Source organism: bacterium (assembly GCA_024226335.1).
Lineage (GTDB): Bacteria > Myxococcota_A > UBA9160 > SZUA-336 > SZUA-336 > JAAELY01.
Genome location: JAAELY010000553.1, coordinates 1 through 16,475, shown reverse-complemented (window position 1 = coordinate 16,475; position 16,475 = coordinate 1). Strand labels below are relative to the sequence as shown.

The window sequence follows — 16,475 nt, the reverse complement described above, 5'->3', positions numbered from 1 at the left end:
GCGATTCACGCCGCCGGTGGCGCAGCGCACTCTAGTCGACCCACGTGCTACTGTCGCGCATTCGGATCGACCCCCAGCTACGGTCGGCGACCGCGGTCGTTCGCCCGGTCTAGTGGGTCAAAAGTACCAGCGGAGGCTCGTAAGTGGCGAAGAGGCATCGAATCCAGTTCCCGTCCGCAGACGTCCGAGAGCTCTGTCAGGACGAGGTCTACTTCTACCTGCTCGACGGGGACTCGAGAGAGAAGATCCGGCTACACGATTATCAACGAATCTTCGAAATTCCCGGGCTGTATGAGCAGGTTGTCTACGAGCGCCTGAAGTGCCAGTCGCCCGCGACTGTCGTCCGCGTCCTGCGCGACGCGGTCTCTCAATCCCTGCAGCAGCCCAACGAGTTGCGGGTGCTCGACCTTGGCGCAGGCAACGGAATGGCCGGGGACGAACTGAAGAAGCTGGGTATCTCGAGGCTGGTGGGGGTCGACATCATCCCCGCGGCGCAAGCGGCCACCGAGCGGGATCGGCCAGGAGTCTACGACGCGTACTACGTAATGGACTTCTGTTCCCTCAGCGACCATGAGCGGGATGAGCTGAAGTCCTGGTCGTGCGACGGCCTGATTTCCGTAGCGGCGCTCGGATTCGGCGACATTCCGGCGCAGGCCTTCTTGGAAGCGTTCAACATGATCGGCAAGGACGGCTGGGTCGCCTTCAACGTCAAGGAGACGTTCCTCGATCGAAGCGACGACTCGGGTTTTTCACAGCTCATTCGGGAACTGATCTTCTCGGAGTACCTGGATCTCTATCATCTTCAGCGGTACCGACACCGGTTCTCGATCGAGGGCGAACCGCTCTACTACTTCGCGCTGGGTGGAAAGAAAACGGCGGACGTTCCTCCCTCCTTCACAGACTCCCTCGATCTGTCAGCGTAGCGAGGGCAGGAATCGGAAGCCTGGGCTAGCGACGCAGCCGTTTCCCGGAGGGGCTCCGGAATCCTGGAGCACGAGACCGGACTCGAACCGGCGACAACCACGTTGGCAACGTGGAGCTCTACCAACTGAGCTACTCGTGCGTGAGGAGCCGGCGGCCCCTGCCATTGGGCCGTCGTTCCAGGGGGTAGTTCTACGGACCCCCGGCGGCGGCGTCAAGGCCGGGGGCGCTGAGCAGCGGGCCGATCGCTGGAATCAGTGGATCGTCGGCGGGCGGGCGCCCAGGTAGGAATTGAAGTAGCGGTAGCCCGACCAGACGGTGATGACGGTCGCGATCATCAGACAGAGCATCCCCAGTTCGTGTACGGGCAGGAACCAGAGGGGATAGTGGATCAGGAGCATGGTCAGGGCGGCGATCTGCAGGCCGGTCTTCCACTTGCCCATGGGTGCGGCATCCAACACCACGCCTTCGGATGAGGCCATGGCGCGCAGGCCCGTCACGGCGAATTCCCGGCCCAGGACCGCGATCACCAGGGGGACGCCCCAGGCGGGGATGCGGCCCACGGCCACCAGCAGCACCAGGGCGGTCATGACCAGCAGCTTGTCGGCCAGAGGGTCGAGCAGCTTGCCCACGCGCGTGATCTCGTCGTAGCGGCGCGCGAGGTAGCCGTCGAGGAAATCGGTCAGCGAGGCGGCCAGGAAGGCGAAACCGAAGACGGTGCTCCAGAACTTGCCCGGCTCGGCCAGCAGGACCAGTAGAAACGGGGCGGCGAAGATCCGCGAGAGCGTGATCGTGTTCGGCACGTTCCAGATGTTCTCTCTGGCCACGGCATCTCTCGAAATCTTGGTGTTGGTTTCAGCGGAAGTCTGCATGGTATCGCCTGTACAACTTCATCACCTTCTTCACGTAGGTCTGAGTCTCGCGATACGGGGGAATACCGTCATGGCGCCTCACGGCGGTTGGCCCGGCATTGTAGGCGGCCAGAGCCAGCGTCGTGTCGCCCTCGAAGCGGCCGATCATCTTCTTGAGATAACGAGTGCCACCCTCGATGTTCTGCCACGGGTTGAGCGGATCCGCCACCCCTAGCGAGGCAGCAGTACCCGGCATGAGCTGCATGAGCCCGAGAGCACCCACATGGGACACGGCATTGGGGTTGAAGGCGGATTCCGCGTGGATCACGGCCTTGACCAGCGCCGGGCTCACGCGATGCGTGCGGCCCGCCTGGGCAATCACTGGATCGAACTTGCCCGTCTTTACGCCGAGCTTCAGCTTCTTCGGGTAGTGGGGCCGGATGGATTTGGGCCGGTAGGCCTTGTAGCCCTCGTGCAGCGGCGTATCGGTGAAATACATGCGGCCGTCGGCGTCGACGAACTTGTACAGCTGGGCAGAGGCCGGGGCCGCAATCAGCAGCAGGCCGATCGCGCTCAGCATTCCCAGAGCGACTCTTGCGAGTCGAGTTCTCGTCTCCGTACCCACGTTCGATTCTCCGATTCCCTGGCCACCCCGACGCCAGAAGCGCCTTCAGGAGCCGACTGCAGAACAGCCGGCATGTCGTCTATCGGCGCTCATGACTCTGTGGTTTAGGCCCCCCAGTCAAGAATCAATCCGGATGAAAATCGAGCGTTTAGCTAGCGGGCTTGCGCATTTGCGCGTGTCTTGCCGGGCACTTTGCGCGCCACCTGCGTACACTCGGACCCGTGGCGATCGCGAGTGATTTCCTGGTGATTGGAAGCGGGATCGCAGGGTTGAGCTTCGCCCTGCGTGTGGCCGAGCACGGGTCCGTGGCGGTCGTGACCAAAAAGGGCACCGCGGAATCTGCGACGAATTACGCGCAGGGGGGCATCGCCGCTGTCTTTGACCCCGAAGACTCCTTCGAAGCCCACATAGCGGACACCCTGAGAGCCGGAGCCGGCCTGTGTGACGAAGACGTGGTCCGCTTCGTCGTCGAGTCTGGACCCGAGGCAGTTTCGAGCCTGATCGATCTGGGGGTGCGCTTCGACAAGAGTGAGAACGAGCGGCCGGGGTACGACCTGGGCCGCGAGGGCGGACACTCCGCACGGCGGGTCCTGCACGCAGCGGACTTCACGGGTCAGGAAATCGAACGCGTGCTGGTCGAACGCTGCGAGAGCCATCCGAACATCCAGATCGTACCCGACGCCATCGGCGTGGATCTGGTCACGAGCGAAAAGCTCGCCCTACCCGGCCCGCAGCGCATCCTCGGAGCCTATGTTCTCAGCGAACTGCAGGGCGAGGTATCGGCCTTCCGGGCGCCGATCGTCCTGCTGGCCACGGGCGGTTGCGGCAAGGTCTACGTCTACACGAGCAATCCCGACATCGCTTCGGGAGACGGAATCGCCATGGCGCAACGGGCCGGCGCGTCGATTGCGAACATGGAGTTCATCCAGTTTCACCCGACGTGTCTGTTCCATCCCGACGCGCGTTCATTCCTGATCAGCGAAGCCGTGCGCGGCGAAGGCGCGATCCTGCGCAACGCGGCCGGCGAGCACTTCATGCCGCGGTACGACGAACGAGCCGACCTGGCTCCAAGAGACGTCGTAGCGCGATCGATCGACTTTGAACTCAAACGCTCGGGCGATGATTGCGTGTATATGGACTGCACCGCACTCGACCCGGCCTTCTTGCGCGGGCGCTTCCCGAACATCTACGAGCGCTGCCTGAGCTACGGCTTCGACATGACCAAACAGCAACTCCCCGTGGTACCGGCAGCGCATTACTGCTGCGGAGGTGTGCGCACCGATCTGCGCGGCGAAACCGACATCCAGAACCTGTTCGCCGCGGGCGAAGTCACCTGCACCGGCCTGCACGGCGCAAACCGACTCGCCTCCAACTCCTTGCTCGAAGGCGTGGTATTCGCCCGCGCCGCAGCTAAAGAAGCCATCGAACGCACACGCAATGGTGTAGAACCACCACCGGAACTCCCGCCCTGGGATTCGGGCAACGCAGTCGACCCCAGCGAAGCCGTACTGGTCAACGCGAACTGGGACGAGATCCGGCGCTTGATGTGGAACTACGTCGGCATCGTGCGCAGCAACAAGCGACTCGATCGCGCGCTGCGCCGCATCGAGATGCTGGAACGCGAGATCCGTCACTACTACTGGGATTTCAAGCTGACCGCCGACCTCGTGGAATTGCGCAACCTGGCCACCTGCGCGGAACTGATCACGCGCTGCGCTCGAGGCCGCAAAGAAAGCCGCGGCCTGCACTACACAGTCGACTACCCGGAAACGCTCGAAGAAGCCGAAGATACGCGCATCTCTACAGGCGGTATCTGACGATCTGCCGAGCGTATCGCGTCAGAAGCCCCGAATGAAACGCCCACCCAGGCCCAGGATCTGCTGGAACGGGTAGAAGATGATCTGCAATACGTGGCCAATCTGGGCCGAAACATTGGCCGGAACGAAAATCACGTCTCCTGGCTCCAGTGGGTAGTTCGTAGTTGAGTCGCCCTTTTTTGTAATGGCGTTGTAGTCGACCTTGTAGACGCTACCGCCTTCGGGTCCGGGTCGCGCCAGGCGACCGGAGCCGAGCATTGCGAACTGGGCGGGTCCCCCAGCCGCGAAAAGCGCATTGAGCACCGTCGCATCCCCGACCAGCGGATACGCGCCAGGACGCCCGACCTCGCCGAAGACGAAGTACACGCGACTATTGGACTGCTGGAGCGTGACGGTGACGTCCGGCTGGACGATGAACTCCTCGAGCCTCTTGGTCACTTCTTCGCGCACCTGCTGAACGGTGCGGCCTCGCACTTCCACGTCGCCGATCAGATCGAAGGAGATCTTGCCATCGGGCCGCACAGTGAGCTGCCGAATCATCGCGGGCTCTGGACGTACGTTGATCGTCAGTACGTCGGGTGGGGCCAGGTGATACTGGGGAGTGAACTGCGGTCGTCCGGGAACTGCGCCGGGAACACAACCGGTCGTGCCGAGAAATAACGCCAGCCCGACAATCGCAGGCTGCCAGAAACGAAGACCCTTACGTAGACCGATACGAAGACCCATGACTCCCCCCGACTCGGAACCTTCCGAGCTTCTCGGGTAGAAGGTATAGCGGGCTTCGGTGCCGGGGTCAGCTCGCGCCGCGGGCGGAGATGACGGCGGGAAGGGTTGCGACGAGGATCTGCAGATCGAGCAGGAGCGACCAGCGCTCCACGTACTCCAGATCGAGCTTCACCCAATCTTCGAACTCGATCTCATTGCGGCCCGAAACCTGCCACAGACAGGTCAAGCCGGGGCGCATGCTCAGGCGCCCGTAGTGATCGATCTCGTAGCTTTCCACCTCTCCCGGAACGGGGGGACGCGGACCCACCAGGCTCATCTGTCCATAGATGACGTTGAGCAACTGTGGCAGTTCGTCAATCGAGAACTTGCGCAGAAAACTCCCCACGCGCGTGATACGAGGATCGTTGCGGATCTTGAACACCGGCCCGGAGAGCTCGTTGTCCGATTGCAGGTCTTCGAGCTGCTGTTCCGCACCGGTCGTCATCGTCCGGAATTTCAGGCAAGGGAAAACCCGACCACGCAGACCACAGCGCTTCTGCGTGAAGATCACGGGTCCCGGGGAGTCGAGCTTGATCGCGAGTGCGACAGCAAGCCACAGCGGCAGGGTAGCGATCAGCAATGCGGCGGCACCGGCCACGTCGATCAGCCGCTTGAGACCGAGCTTCCACCACGGGTAGTGGCCGCGCACGGCGTAGTCAATCGCCGGAATCCCGTTCAGATCACTGCGCACGATCCGAGCGGCGCGCGTGTCGAAGAGATCGACGGGGATCGTCACATCGATTCCCAGAGTCTCGCAGACTCCAATCGCATTGGCGGTCGCATCGTCGGCCAGGAAGCGACGGGGCAAGCCATACACCACCCAGTTGATGGCCTCACGGCGCGCAATCTCGGTCAGCCGCTCCAGGCGGCCCAGGTAGCTATCCCCGAGCGCCTCGCGATCACCGCCGGCCGGATCGTCGTCAAGAAAGCCAACCACGCGGACGGGCTTTCCACCGTGCGAGGCTGATTCCAGGGAGTCCGCGAGCTTGCGCGCGCGCTCACCCGTTCCGAGTACGAGCGTCTTCACTTCCGCAGATCCGCGGCTTCCGTTCTTCGTCATCGCTACGAGGGACTTCAACATGGTCTGGTCACTTCCGACAGATTCAGGAATTGATCTCTACTTGGAGCGGGCTATGCGGCGACGAAGCCAGGACTTCGACTCACCTTCAGGCTGGTTGTGGTACGGCGACTCCAGGTAGGCCGGGTAGACATACGGGTCACCGCGATCGACCTGGTTGAAGACCACACCAAGTACGTTGGCTTTGGCTCGCTCCAGGTCTGCGCGAATGCGACGCAATGCGCGCCGGTCGATGCTCCCCAGTTTGTGCACGAGCACCGTTGCATCCGCATCGGCCGACAGGATCAACGCATCGGAGACCGCCAACAAAACCGGCGAGTCGAGAATCACCAGATCGTACTGGTTCTTGATACGAACCATGATCAGATCGCGCTTGGCAGACGTGATCAATTCCGAAGGATTGTCCGGCAGACTACCCGCGGCGAGCACATCGAACTCCGCACCCTCGGGGCGTTGCACTGCGTCTTCCAGACGCGTGGTACCACGCAGGACCTCGGACAGACCCGGCGAGCGAGCCAGATCGAACACTCGGTGGGCGCGGGCACGGCGCATATCCGCGTCGACCAGGAGCACCTTTCGGCCCATGAGCGCAAAGCTCGAAGCCAGATTGGCGGAAACCGTCGTCTTTCCCTCGCCCGCCACGGCACTGGTCACGAGCAGGGTATCCAAGTCGCCACGGCTCATGGAGAACAGCAGTGAAGTGCGCAGATTGCGGTAGGCCTCGGAAGCGGGCTCTCCAACTGCGGTGGCGCATTGCCGCTCGGGAATGACTTCGTCTTCACCCGAGGCGGGCACCAGCGCGAGCATCGGCACTCCGAGTGCGTCGGTGACCTCTTCGGGTTCGCGCACACGCGAATCGAAGAGTTCCAAAAGCACGCCCATGCCTCCACCGAATGCAAATGCGGCGACGATGCCGACCAGCAATAGCATCGGACGATTGGGACTGATCGGTCCACCCGGCGGCACTGCATAGTCGAGCACGGTCACGCCCGGGTGCTCAGTAGCGGCCCCCAGCATGGTCTCGTTGCGGCGCTTGAGCAGGACCTCGAGCATCTGCCGATCGACCTGGAGTTCGCGCGTCAGCTGGTCGTACTTGTTCTGGACTTCGGTCCCCCCCTGGACTCTGTTGGCAACCCCCTCGAGGTTCAGCTTGAGCCCAACGACCCGTGTCGAAAGAGCGGCGCGCTCTGCGGTCAGGCGCTCGACCTGACCGGCCGCATTTGCACCCTCGGTCTGCCCGAAAAGGTCGACGAGTTGGGGGTCGATCTTGGCGGTCAGTCCGCGCACCACGGCTTCTAGCCGACGCACGTGCGGATGTGTTTCGGTATAGGTCAACCGCGCGGCGTCGAGAGCCGCGCGAGCTTCCCGGTACTGGTCCATCTGACGCTGGGTTTCTTCGGTCTGCTCGAAACGGTTGACCCGCTTTTGATTGGCCGCGCGGGCCTCTTTCAGGCGACGCTCCACGACCATCAGTTCGATCTCGGCGGCATCGACCTGCTTCTGCAACTCGTCGCGCTTTGCCGCAGAGCTGGTATCGATCGAGATGCCGGACTGCCGCACCAGATCGTCGATCGCCCGCTGGCGGTCGTCACTGCGTCGGCGCAATTCGTAAGTCTGTTCGTTGAGCCAGGTCAGGGCTTTGCGGGAAGCCCCGCTGTGCTGATCGCGGCGGTAATCGGCGAGAGCGTCGGCCGTCGCATTGGACAGAAAGGTCACCTCGACGGGATCGAAACCCCAGGCGGCGATCCTCAGGACGGTGCCGCCACCGTCGCCCTCTACCTCGATTCGCGACATGAGCTGCTGTACGCGCATCTGCCTCACCTGGTCGGGCGAGGGTCGGGGCGGCAGCGAGCCGAAACCCGCCTTGGCCTTGATCTGGTCGATCAGCGACGGGTCCGAGGCCTCGTCTCGCGGGGACGTCGGAAGTTGATCGACGATGCGACCGAGGACCGCGCTGGAGCGCACCAGGCTGGCCATCGAGGCCACCATCTGGCGGTGTCGACGCGGGCCCGATGCGATGATCTCGGCGCCGATATCCATGACCTCGGGCCTTTGCTGGAGCGCTACGGTTGCCTCGGCGCGATAGATCGCGGGCTGCTGGAACGGATAGATGAAGGCGGGAACCAGGGCCACCAGCGTGCCTATGATCATCACCCAGCGGCGCCTGCGCACAAACTGCCAGATCCTGGTCATATCGAGCGTAGTTTCAGCCGATTCCGATTCGTCGCTGTAGTCGAACTCGTTCCGCACTGGCATCGTCCTCTTCCGCTATTTCGGCTAGACAGTCCTGTTCAGACCTGCCGCTCCCCACTGCATCCACACGTAGCAAGTCCTGTTCCGATTATAACTCCACCACGCGGCGCCTGGGCGACTAGACTGGGCATTTCTGTATCCCATCGCAAGCAGGAGCAAACCTTACGTTACTCAGATAGTGACCTTCCGGCACCCGAGTTGCACTTCGCTGGACCCTTGGCGACTCTGCCAGGCGCCCTGCGGACAGATCAGACTCCCCGGACACTCCTGGCCAACCCTGACTCACGATCTGACTCTCAATCTAACTTCCAAGAAAGGGTGGGAAATCCCCTCATTCCCGAACCCGATCCGGCCGACGAGTTCAATCTGCACATGGAATCCACGCAAGAAGACGCCTCCGGCTCGGTAGCGGTTTCCCCGGCCGATATCAGCTTCGCTGCGGCCATCGCTCTGGCCTGCGCAGGTGTGTGCTATCCGGCCGTCAACCTGCTGCGCTACATGTGGACCAGTTCCGAGTTCTACGGTCATGCGTATGCCGTGCCAGCCGTCGCAGCCTATCTGCTCTACCGCAATCGCGCCAAGATCCGAGTCGGGTTCAGCGATCTGCAGCCTCCACTTCTCGGCGCCCCCCTACTCTTTGCCGTTGCCGCACTCGAGGGCATCGCGATCCTGGGGGACATCGGCTTTGGAGCCGCCGTCGGCATCCCTTTCCTGCTCGCAGCCACGGCCTTCGCGATCGGGGGGCGTCGCCTGCTCACACCCATGGCATTGCCGCTGGTCTTCCTCATCCTGATGGTTCCGCCGCCGGCCTTTCTCCTGGACCAGGTGTTGATCCAGTTGAAATTCTTCGTCACGGACGTGTCGGTGAATCTGCTGCAGACGTTTGGGCAGGTAATCAGCGCCCGCGGAAATCAGGTCATGGTGCCGGGCCACACGCTGTTCGTCGCCGACGCCTGCAGTGGACTGACTTCGATCGTCACCCTCCTGCCCCTGTCCGCGATCGTCGCCTTCTTCCTGAGTCACGGAATCTGGCGACGCCTGGTCGTGGTAGGGAGCGTGATTCCACTGGCCGTCAGTGCGAACATCTTTCGCGTCACTCTCACCGTCCTGCTCGTATCGAGCTATGGCGGCGAGTTTGCCGAGGGCATGCTGCATGAGACATTTGGCCTGGGAACCTACATCGCTGGGACTCTGGCGTTGATCGGCGTGGCGAAGGTGTTGCGATGAGCAGGACCGTGCGTCTGGCCGCAACACTGATAGCTGTGCTGATCCCGTTGCTCGGCGTATGGCGATTCATCGTACTGACCGAGGCGCCGCCTGGCACTGAACTATCGTCCGACCTGCCGGCACAGATCGGACCGTGGAAGCTCACCTCAGAAGAGCAACTCGATGCGAACATCCTCGAGATCATCTCACCGCTGACGTACGTCATGCGCCTGTACGAAGCACCCGGCCGGATGCCGATCTGGATCTACGTGGGCATGTATGCCGGCCGGGCCGGTTATCTCAGCGGCGCCCACGACCCCAAGGTCTGCTACCCGGCACAAGGCTGGGAAGTACTCGAATCGAAAGGCATCGAAGTCGATGTCGGGGACGAGGAAATGCACGCCACCCTATTGGCCGCACACAGAGATCAGCGTAGCGAGGCCGTGCTCTATTGGTTCCAACCGGCGGGGCGCTGGTCTTCGCGCGGTGCATACGAGCAGATTCGCCGCATGTTCGACGCGGTTGCGGGCCAGCCACAGTACGCGTTCGTGCGATTGTCAGGCTCCAAGGAAACGGGACCAGACTCCAATCGCGACCTGATCGAGTTCGCCACAACGCTCGCACCGTCTGTACGCGGCGCGGTGGAACGACTTCTCTAGGGCATCACGGTGTCTTTCCCGGAGGTCGCGCTGCTCGCATGGATACCGGTCGCAGCACTCGCGTTCTCCCTGGTCCGCCCTACCTGGGCCGCCCTGTTCACCTACCTGGGCGGGATGCTGATCTTGCCCGAGGACGTCGCCTTCGACGCACCTTTTCTGCCGCCGGTCGGCAAGCAGGAGATGGCGGCGATCTGTCTTCTGATCGGTGCCGTCCTGCGAGTACCCGATCGACTGCGCAAAGCACGACCCGGTCGCGGTCCCGACTGGATCTTCGTCGTCTTGATCGCGTCCACCATCGCCACCGTGCTCACCAACACGGACCCGCTTCCCTATGGCGAGTTCGCCGGTTACAGCCTTACACCCTACGACATCATCTCGATGACGGTTCGCGATCTGCTCCGGTTCGGGCTGCCGTTCTTCCTCGGACGGGCGCTGATCCGCACGCGCCGCGACCTGCACGACCTGATGGTTGCGGTCGTCGCTGCGGGAATCGTGTATTCGCTGTTCATCCTTGTGGAGTTGCGGCTCAGTCCGCAGCTTCACTACTGGGTCTACGGCTACTACCAGACACACTTCTTCACCACGTCCCGAAGCTGGGGCTACCGACCGATGGTCTTCATGAGCAGTGGTCTGGCGCTCGGGATCTTCATGGCCATCGCGGCCATCGCCGCAGCGACACTTGCACGCGCCCGGGTCAGGGTCTTTGCCGTGTCATCGCGAGTGATCACGCCCATCCTCACGATCATGCTGGTCCTGTGCAAGAGCTACGCAGCCATCGTGTACGGCCTGGCGGCGATTCCGGTCGTGTTCTTTGCAAGTCCGCGCTTGATTCGAACATTTGCGAGCGTCTGCGTGTTCCTGGTCGTCAGCTATCCGGCTGCGCGCGCCGTGGGGGTGTTCCCGAGTGATCAATTGGTTGCCATCGCCGAATCGATCGACCCCGATCGCGCGCAATCACTGGAGTTCCGTTTCGACAACGAAGACATGCTGCTGGAACACGCTTTCGAAAGACCCCTGTTTGGCTGGGGTGCCGGGGGACGAAACCGCGTCTTCGATGTCCGCACGGGTGGCGACCGGACCATCATCGACGGATTCTGGATTCTCTGGATCGGTACGAGAGGCCTGATCGGCTGGGGCCTCGTCTTCGCACTCCTTCTCGTTCCGGTGGTCTATGCAGGCCGCAAGATGCCCAAGATCCCCAGAAGAGAAGACCGCGCAATGCTTTTGGGGTTGGGCGTGATGATCAGTGTGTACACCGTGGACCTGCTGCCCAACTCGTTGTTCAGTAACTTTCCAATCTTCCTGGCCGGGGCGCTCTTCAACGGGGCGAAGAGCCTCTCGACTCCGGAGCAAAAGCGAACGCGACCTTTCGCAGATGGATCGAAGAGGCAACGACCGGAGTCGCTTGCGCAGATTCCCGATTCCGAAGACTCCGAGTAGCTAGCGCGCAGATCCGCCGGGAAACACGCCCGGGCCGGTCGAGTTCGATTGCCGGAAAACGCTTCAATCTGCTTCGGATCCTCGAGGGAGTGATGCATCCGCATCGGGAGACGGAAACGTGCGATCGAGACAGGTGATGTAGTCGAACGGCGGTTCCCAGTCGAGAGCCCGGCGAATCTTGCGGTTCGAGAAACGCAGTGGCTTGAACCGGGCCTCAAAGCGACGCGGCACCAGGAGACCCGGAAATCGGGCACCTCTGGCGAGTGCAGAACCCAGTACCCCGATCGCTCGCACGACAGCGAAGGCAAACGCGTAGGGCACCCTGACGCAGGTGGCCTCGGATCCCGACCTGCGTTGGTATTCCTCGGCGTATCCCCAGGCGGACGCGCCCTCATCGTCGACTACGTTGAAGATATGCCCCATTGCCCGAGCATCCGTCGCGGCGAGCACGAAACAACTCGCACAATTGTCGACATGCGTAAGAGGCATGCGACGATCGCGATCGCCAAACACCACCAACCAGGAGCCGACTCTGGCACCGATGCCCGCGAGATCCGCCCTCCCCTCACCCCACACGAATCCCGGTCGCAGGACACATAACTCCCAGGCATTCTCGCTTGCCTTGCGTCGCACCAGCCGTTCCTGTTCGATCTTTGCGATCGCGTAGGCATCGCGCTCTGCCATCGTTTCATCGAGCGGCGTGTCCTCATCCAAGACCCCCAGAGCCGCTTGGTAGTCGTAGACTGCGAAACTGCTGCAGTGCACAAGCTTCCGGGTCGTGGAAGTCTTCATCGCCTCGAGCAGGCGCTCGGTCGCGGTGACGTTCGCTGCGAACTGCGCTTCTTCAGTGGCAGCGGCACCACCGGCCAGGTGGACCAACACGTCGATCTGTGAGAATGCGTGTTCGAGATCCGCCGATTCCAATAGATCTGCGCTGAAGATCTCGACCGCAGCGGGCCAGCCGAGAGCTTCGATCGAGTGGCCCGGGCGCACGAGCGCACGCACTTCGATTCCCTGCTCCACAAACGCGCGAACCACACGGCGGCCCAGAAATCCGCTGGCACCGCTCACCAATACCTTCAACACCAATACTCCTCGCGCTGAAGAACGTGCACCAGTCCGCCAACGGCTTCCACTGGACCCTTCAATAACCCGATCCGAGGGCTTTCGCCCGCGCTCTCCGGGTGAGCCGCGCGATGCGTTTGGTAGACTCCGGCCGCAATGTGTGGGATAGCCGGCGCAGTGGGTCGCCTGGACCCCGAAGTAATCGAAGGCGTGCGCCGGATTGGCGTGAGCCAGCGCCACCGTGGACCGGACGCCGAAGGCCACTGGACCAGTCCACCCAGCGGACCCGGCGTCGGCGCTTGCTTCGCCCATCGTCGCCTGGCGATCATCGATCTGTCGGAACGGGGAATCCAGCCGATGGTCGACCGCGAGACCGGCAACGTGTTGTGTTTCAACGGCGAGATCTACAACTATCGGCAACTGCGACACGATCTCCTGGAAAAGGGAACCGCTTTCGAAAGCGAAGGCGATTCCGAGGTCATTCTGAAGGCGTACGCAACCTGGGGGGATGCGTGCGTACAGAAATTGCGCGGCATGTTCGCGTTTTCGATCTGGGATGCATCGCGGCGCCGCGTTCTGCTCGCGCGCGACCGCGTGGGCGTCAAACCCCTCTACATCGCCGAGATCGAAACCCCGGCCGGGGGCCGCGCGCTCCTGTTCGCGTCCGAGGTGCGTGGCCTGCTCGAAAGTGGCCTGGTCCGACGCCGCCTCGATCCCGCAGCTCCCGCCAAGTTCCTCTGGAACGGTTTCGTCCCCGGACCCGAAACGATCATCTCGGGCGTGAGGTCGCTTCCGGCCGGGCACACGGCCTGGGTTGCGGACACCGGACGCATCATCGAGCAAAAGCGCTACTGGCGCCCGCCTTCGGCGTCCGAGACCTCCGATCAACCAGAGGCCCTGGGCGACGCTTTGCGCGGAGCCGTCGCGTCGCGAATGATCAGCGATGTTCCGCTGGGAGTATTCCTCTCGGGCGGCATCGATTCGAGTGCGGTAGCCGCACTCGCCGTCGAGTCGGCGGGTTCGGTTCGCACCTTCAACGTGAGCTTCGACGAAGCCGGATTCGACGAAGCCGAACACGCCAGAGCCGTGGCTGCCGCGCTGGGCACACAGCACCAGGAAATTCGGCTGACACAGGATCGTTTCAAGGCTCAGCTGGAGGAAGCGCTGGGAAGCCTGGACCAGCCCACCTTTGACGGCATCAATACCTACGCAGTCAGTCGGGCGGTGCGCGAGGCGGGAATGACCGTGGCGCTTTCGGGGGCTGGAGGCGATGAGATCTTCGCCGGATACCGCAGCTTTCGGGATCTGCCGCAGGCTCGAAACTGGTCGCGCCGACTCGCAAATGTGCCGGAACTCTGGTTGCGCGGACTCGCGGCCCTCGTGGCGCGCATTCGCGAGCCGCGTCGCGCGGGAATTCCGTTACAGACTCGCTGGGGAAAGCTAGGGGATGCGCTTGCGACGAGGGGCGACCTCGTCGACTTGTACCAGGTCGCCTATGCGCTGTTCACGCGTTCTTTCCAGAGACGACTCCGACTCGATCCCGAACCTGCGGGCGTTTCCCACGGCATGGCAACGACGCGCGCCTGCGAACTCGAGGAACTCATCGCGAGAGAACCCGATCTGCATGCGATCTCACAGCTGGAACTCTCCTGCTTCATCGGCGACCGTCTGCTTCCGGATACGGATTCGACGAGCATGGCCGTCTCGCTGGAAGTCCGCGTACCGCTGGTCGATCACGAGGTCATCGCGGCGGCCGCACACCTTTCTCCCAGCCAGCGCTACGGAAAGCTGGGCAGGAAACAGGCCCTGAGAAGCCTCGCGCTCGACAAGCTCGATCCGGCCTTATTCGAGCGACCCAAGGCGGGCTTCGAACTGCCACTCGAGCATTGGAGCCGAGACGCATTGATGGGCGAAATCGACGCGAGCTTCGCCGACCGCGAGCGCCTGGAATCGATTGGCCTCGATCCCGAGGGCGTTGCCGAGTTGTGGCGCGCGTATCAGGCCAGGGCGCCCGGACTCTACTGGTCGCGCATCTGGGCGCTTTTCGTACTCCTGCACTGGACTCGGGTACACCGGGTAACGCTCTAGCCCGCATTTTTCACGACGGCGCGCAGTAAAGGATCCGGGCTAACGGGCACTCCTGCTGCGCCACAGGCCAGCCAGGCGCGCGTATTGCCAGCGGTGGAGTTCCCGGCGGAACTCCTGGTCTTCGTAGCGCGGCACTCTGCGTATGGCAGCCCAGAGATAGCCCGCGATGATCAGCAGGCCTCCGAGAACTCGCGGGCGTTCGCGCATGCGAAACACGCCACTGGCCACGACATACGGAAACGCCGAGCCCATGAACCACTGGCCCCGGCCCCAGCGCATTCGTCCGACGAAGATGTTTCGCTCCGACGAGCCCATCAGGCGCAGATGAATCAGCCGAAGGTCCGGATCGTGGAAGCTCTGCGAGCGCTGACCGAGCATGCGTACGCGATGGATGTCGATTCCATCCCACATGGCTTCGCGAACGAAACCACCGATTCGCTCGAAAGATCCGCGCCTGTACAGCTTGAACTGGCCCGCGACCATATCGTCGATGATGTACTCCTCCACGAGTTCATCCGCCTCGCGCCGAAACACCTTGCCGCTGGCGCACGCCAGATCGGGATCCGCCTCGAACAGGCGCAGCATCTTCTCCAGGTAGCACGGCTGGAATTCCAGATCGACATCCATCTTGGCAACGAAGTCGTAGTCGATATCGACGCTCTCGAGCCCTGCATAGAAAGCATCGACGACCCCACCGCCGACCTTGCGCCGCCCGCGATCTTCCCTGCGCACGACGCGCAGCCAGGGAATCGAGCGGCTCGCCTTCTCGAGAATCTCGGGCGTGCGATCACTGGAGCCATCATCCACGACCACCCATTCCGTGGGCGGACAGGTCTGCGCCCGCATACAGGCGATGGTCTGTTCCAGTGTCGCCTCTTCGTCCCGACACGGTGAGATGATTACGATCGCGGGCATCCCAGGCATGATATCCACTCGAATTCGTCTTGCAGCCCGGAAGCGCCGGTTTCACCTGATGAAAAGCGATTCGCTATAGTCCCCGCCTCGATGCAGCAGTGGATCGACGCGCTCAAGGCACCGCTGGCAACGGCATTCCCCAACGCTGGGACTGTCGACGAAATTACCCGTTTGTGTCCAGCGAAGGACATTGCGGACGACACGCTCAAACTGCTCGTGCGCGACAGTTCCGGTCGGTCCCTTGCTGTCGTCATCTGTTCGTCGTCAGCCGTACCCGGGCAAGTCGCGAAGGCCATGCAACGCGCTCGGGACGCGAGGTCCGCTCTCGGGACGGAACTGGGACGACATGTCCTGGAACCCCTTTTTGAGGGCGAGTTTCAAGGACTCAGCTATGCGGTGCTGCCGCACTGCGACGCCCTCAGCAACAGCCGCATCGGATGGCACCTGCAGCGGCGTCGCCTTCGGCCAACCCTACTCGGCTGGTTGCGCGCAACGGCATCCGAGACGCTCGCGCAACCTGATGAAACCCTAGTGCAACGCGACTTCGTCGAGCCGTTGCGCAGGCTGGGTCGCCTGGACGGATGGCCAGGAGCATTGCGCGAAACCGCGCTCAACGCGGCGGCCCGCGCGGCCGAAGAACACTGGTCGCCACGCTACGTCCTGATTCACAACGACTTCTGGCGGGGGAACGTGCTCTTGGACTCGACCCGTTCCGGTCCCTGGCCCGAGCGTTTCGTGGTCATTGATTGGGGTGGATCCAGGGTGCGGGGCCACGCGATTTTCGATCTGATT

Annotated in this window: 14 protein-coding genes and 1 tRNA gene; 7 read left to right on the top strand and 8 right to left on the bottom strand. The window is 62.7% G+C overall.

The features are described 5' to 3' along the window. Positions 1-143 precede the first annotated feature (143 nt). On the top strand, positions 144-923 hold the full coding sequence (locus GY725_27090; GenBank protein ID MCP4007865.1) for a class I SAM-dependent methyltransferase: 780 nt from the start codon (positions 144-146) through the stop codon (positions 921-923). A gap of 64 nt (positions 924-987) precedes the next feature. Here the strand turns inward: GY725_27090 and GY725_27085 are convergent. The 3 genes from GY725_27085 to GY725_27075 all read right to left on the bottom strand — a co-directional run bounded on the left by GY725_27085 (position 988) and on the right by GY725_27075 (position 2,352). Then, positions 988-1,063: transfer RNA gene (locus tag GY725_27085), tRNA-Gly, on the bottom strand. A gap of 112 nt (positions 1,064-1,175) precedes the next feature. Next, positions 1,176-1,793, bottom strand: a complete 618-nt coding sequence (pgsA, locus tag GY725_27080; protein ID MCP4007864.1) for a CDP-diacylglycerol--glycerol-3-phosphate 3-phosphatidyltransferase — start codon at positions 1,791-1,793, stop codon at positions 1,176-1,178. Further along, positions 1,777-2,352, bottom strand: coding sequence for a lytic transglycosylase domain-containing protein (locus GY725_27075; protein ID MCP4007863.1), 576 nt, complete (start codon positions 2,350-2,352; stop codon positions 1,777-1,779). The genes pgsA and GY725_27075 overlap by 17 nt, the downstream gene beginning before the upstream one ends. Positions 2,353-2,618: 266 nt before the next feature. Here GY725_27075 and nadB point away from each other — a divergent pair, with 266 nt between their 5' ends. Beyond that, on the top strand, positions 2,619-4,214 hold the full coding sequence (gene nadB, locus GY725_27070; GenBank protein MCP4007862.1) for an L-aspartate oxidase: 1,596 nt from the start codon (positions 2,619-2,621) through the stop codon (positions 4,212-4,214). A 21-nt stretch (positions 4,215-4,235) separates the two neighbouring features. Here the strand turns inward: nadB and GY725_27065 are convergent, their stop codons facing one another. The 3 genes from GY725_27065 to GY725_27055 form a co-directional block, all read right to left on the bottom strand. Next, positions 4,236-4,940 carry a hypothetical protein gene (locus GY725_27065; GenBank protein MCP4007861.1) on the bottom strand — a complete coding sequence of 235 codons (705 nt, stop codon included), beginning with the start codon at positions 4,938-4,940 and terminating at the stop codon, positions 4,236-4,238. Between the two features lie 67 nt (positions 4,941-5,007). Next, positions 5,008-6,060 (bottom strand): sugar transferase, encoded by a 1,053-nt coding sequence (locus tag GY725_27060; protein MCP4007860.1) that lies wholly within the window; start codon positions 6,058-6,060, stop codon positions 5,008-5,010. Between the two features lie 36 nt (positions 6,061-6,096). Next, entirely contained in the window at positions 6,097-8,313 is a 2,217-nt protein-coding gene (locus tag GY725_27055; protein MCP4007859.1) for a polysaccharide biosynthesis tyrosine autokinase, read from the bottom strand. A 315-nt stretch (positions 8,314-8,628) separates the two neighbouring features. Between GY725_27055 and GY725_27050 the strand changes: the two genes are divergently transcribed. The 3 genes from GY725_27050 to GY725_27040 are packed head-to-tail and all read left to right on the top strand — an operon-like array spanning position 8,629 to position 11,615. Beyond that, on the top strand, positions 8,629-9,537 hold the full coding sequence (locus GY725_27050) for an exosortase/archaeosortase family protein (protein MCP4007858.1): 909 nt from the start codon (positions 8,629-8,631) through the stop codon (positions 9,535-9,537). After that, complete coding sequence (epsI, locus tag GY725_27045) at positions 9,534-10,175, top strand: EpsI family protein (protein ID MCP4007857.1); 642 nt, start codon at positions 9,534-9,536, stop codon at positions 10,173-10,175. Before GY725_27050 ends, epsI begins: the two co-directional genes overlap by 4 nt. Before the next feature lie 9 nt (positions 10,176-10,184). Further along, positions 10,185-11,615, top strand: coding sequence for a hypothetical protein (locus GY725_27040; GenBank protein ID MCP4007856.1), 1,431 nt, complete (start codon positions 10,185-10,187; stop codon positions 11,613-11,615). Between the two features lie 63 nt (positions 11,616-11,678). Here GY725_27040 and GY725_27035 read toward each other — a convergent pair whose 3' ends face one another. Beyond that, on the bottom strand, positions 11,679-12,701 hold the full coding sequence (locus GY725_27035; protein MCP4007855.1) for an NAD(P)-dependent oxidoreductase: 1,023 nt from the start codon (positions 12,699-12,701) through the stop codon (positions 11,679-11,681). Between the two features lie 156 nt (positions 12,702-12,857). Between GY725_27035 and asnB the strand changes: the two genes are divergently transcribed. Continuing rightward, positions 12,858-14,768 (top strand): asparagine synthase (glutamine-hydrolyzing), encoded by a 1,911-nt coding sequence (gene asnB / locus GY725_27030; GenBank protein MCP4007854.1) that lies wholly within the window; start codon positions 12,858-12,860, stop codon positions 14,766-14,768. Positions 14,769-14,807: 39 nt separating this feature from the next. On the opposite strand, the gene GY725_27025 is transcribed toward asnB, so the two are convergent. After that, positions 14,808-15,692: a glycosyltransferase family 2 protein gene (locus GY725_27025; GenBank protein ID MCP4007853.1), complete on the bottom strand. Its 885-nt coding sequence runs from the start codon at positions 15,690-15,692 to the stop codon at positions 14,808-14,810. Positions 15,693-15,773: 81 nt separating this feature from the next. Between GY725_27025 and GY725_27020 the strand changes: the two genes are divergently transcribed. Beyond that, the coding region (locus tag GY725_27020) for a phosphotransferase (GenBank protein ID MCP4007852.1) at positions 15,774-16,475 on the top strand (702 nt) is incomplete at its 3' end.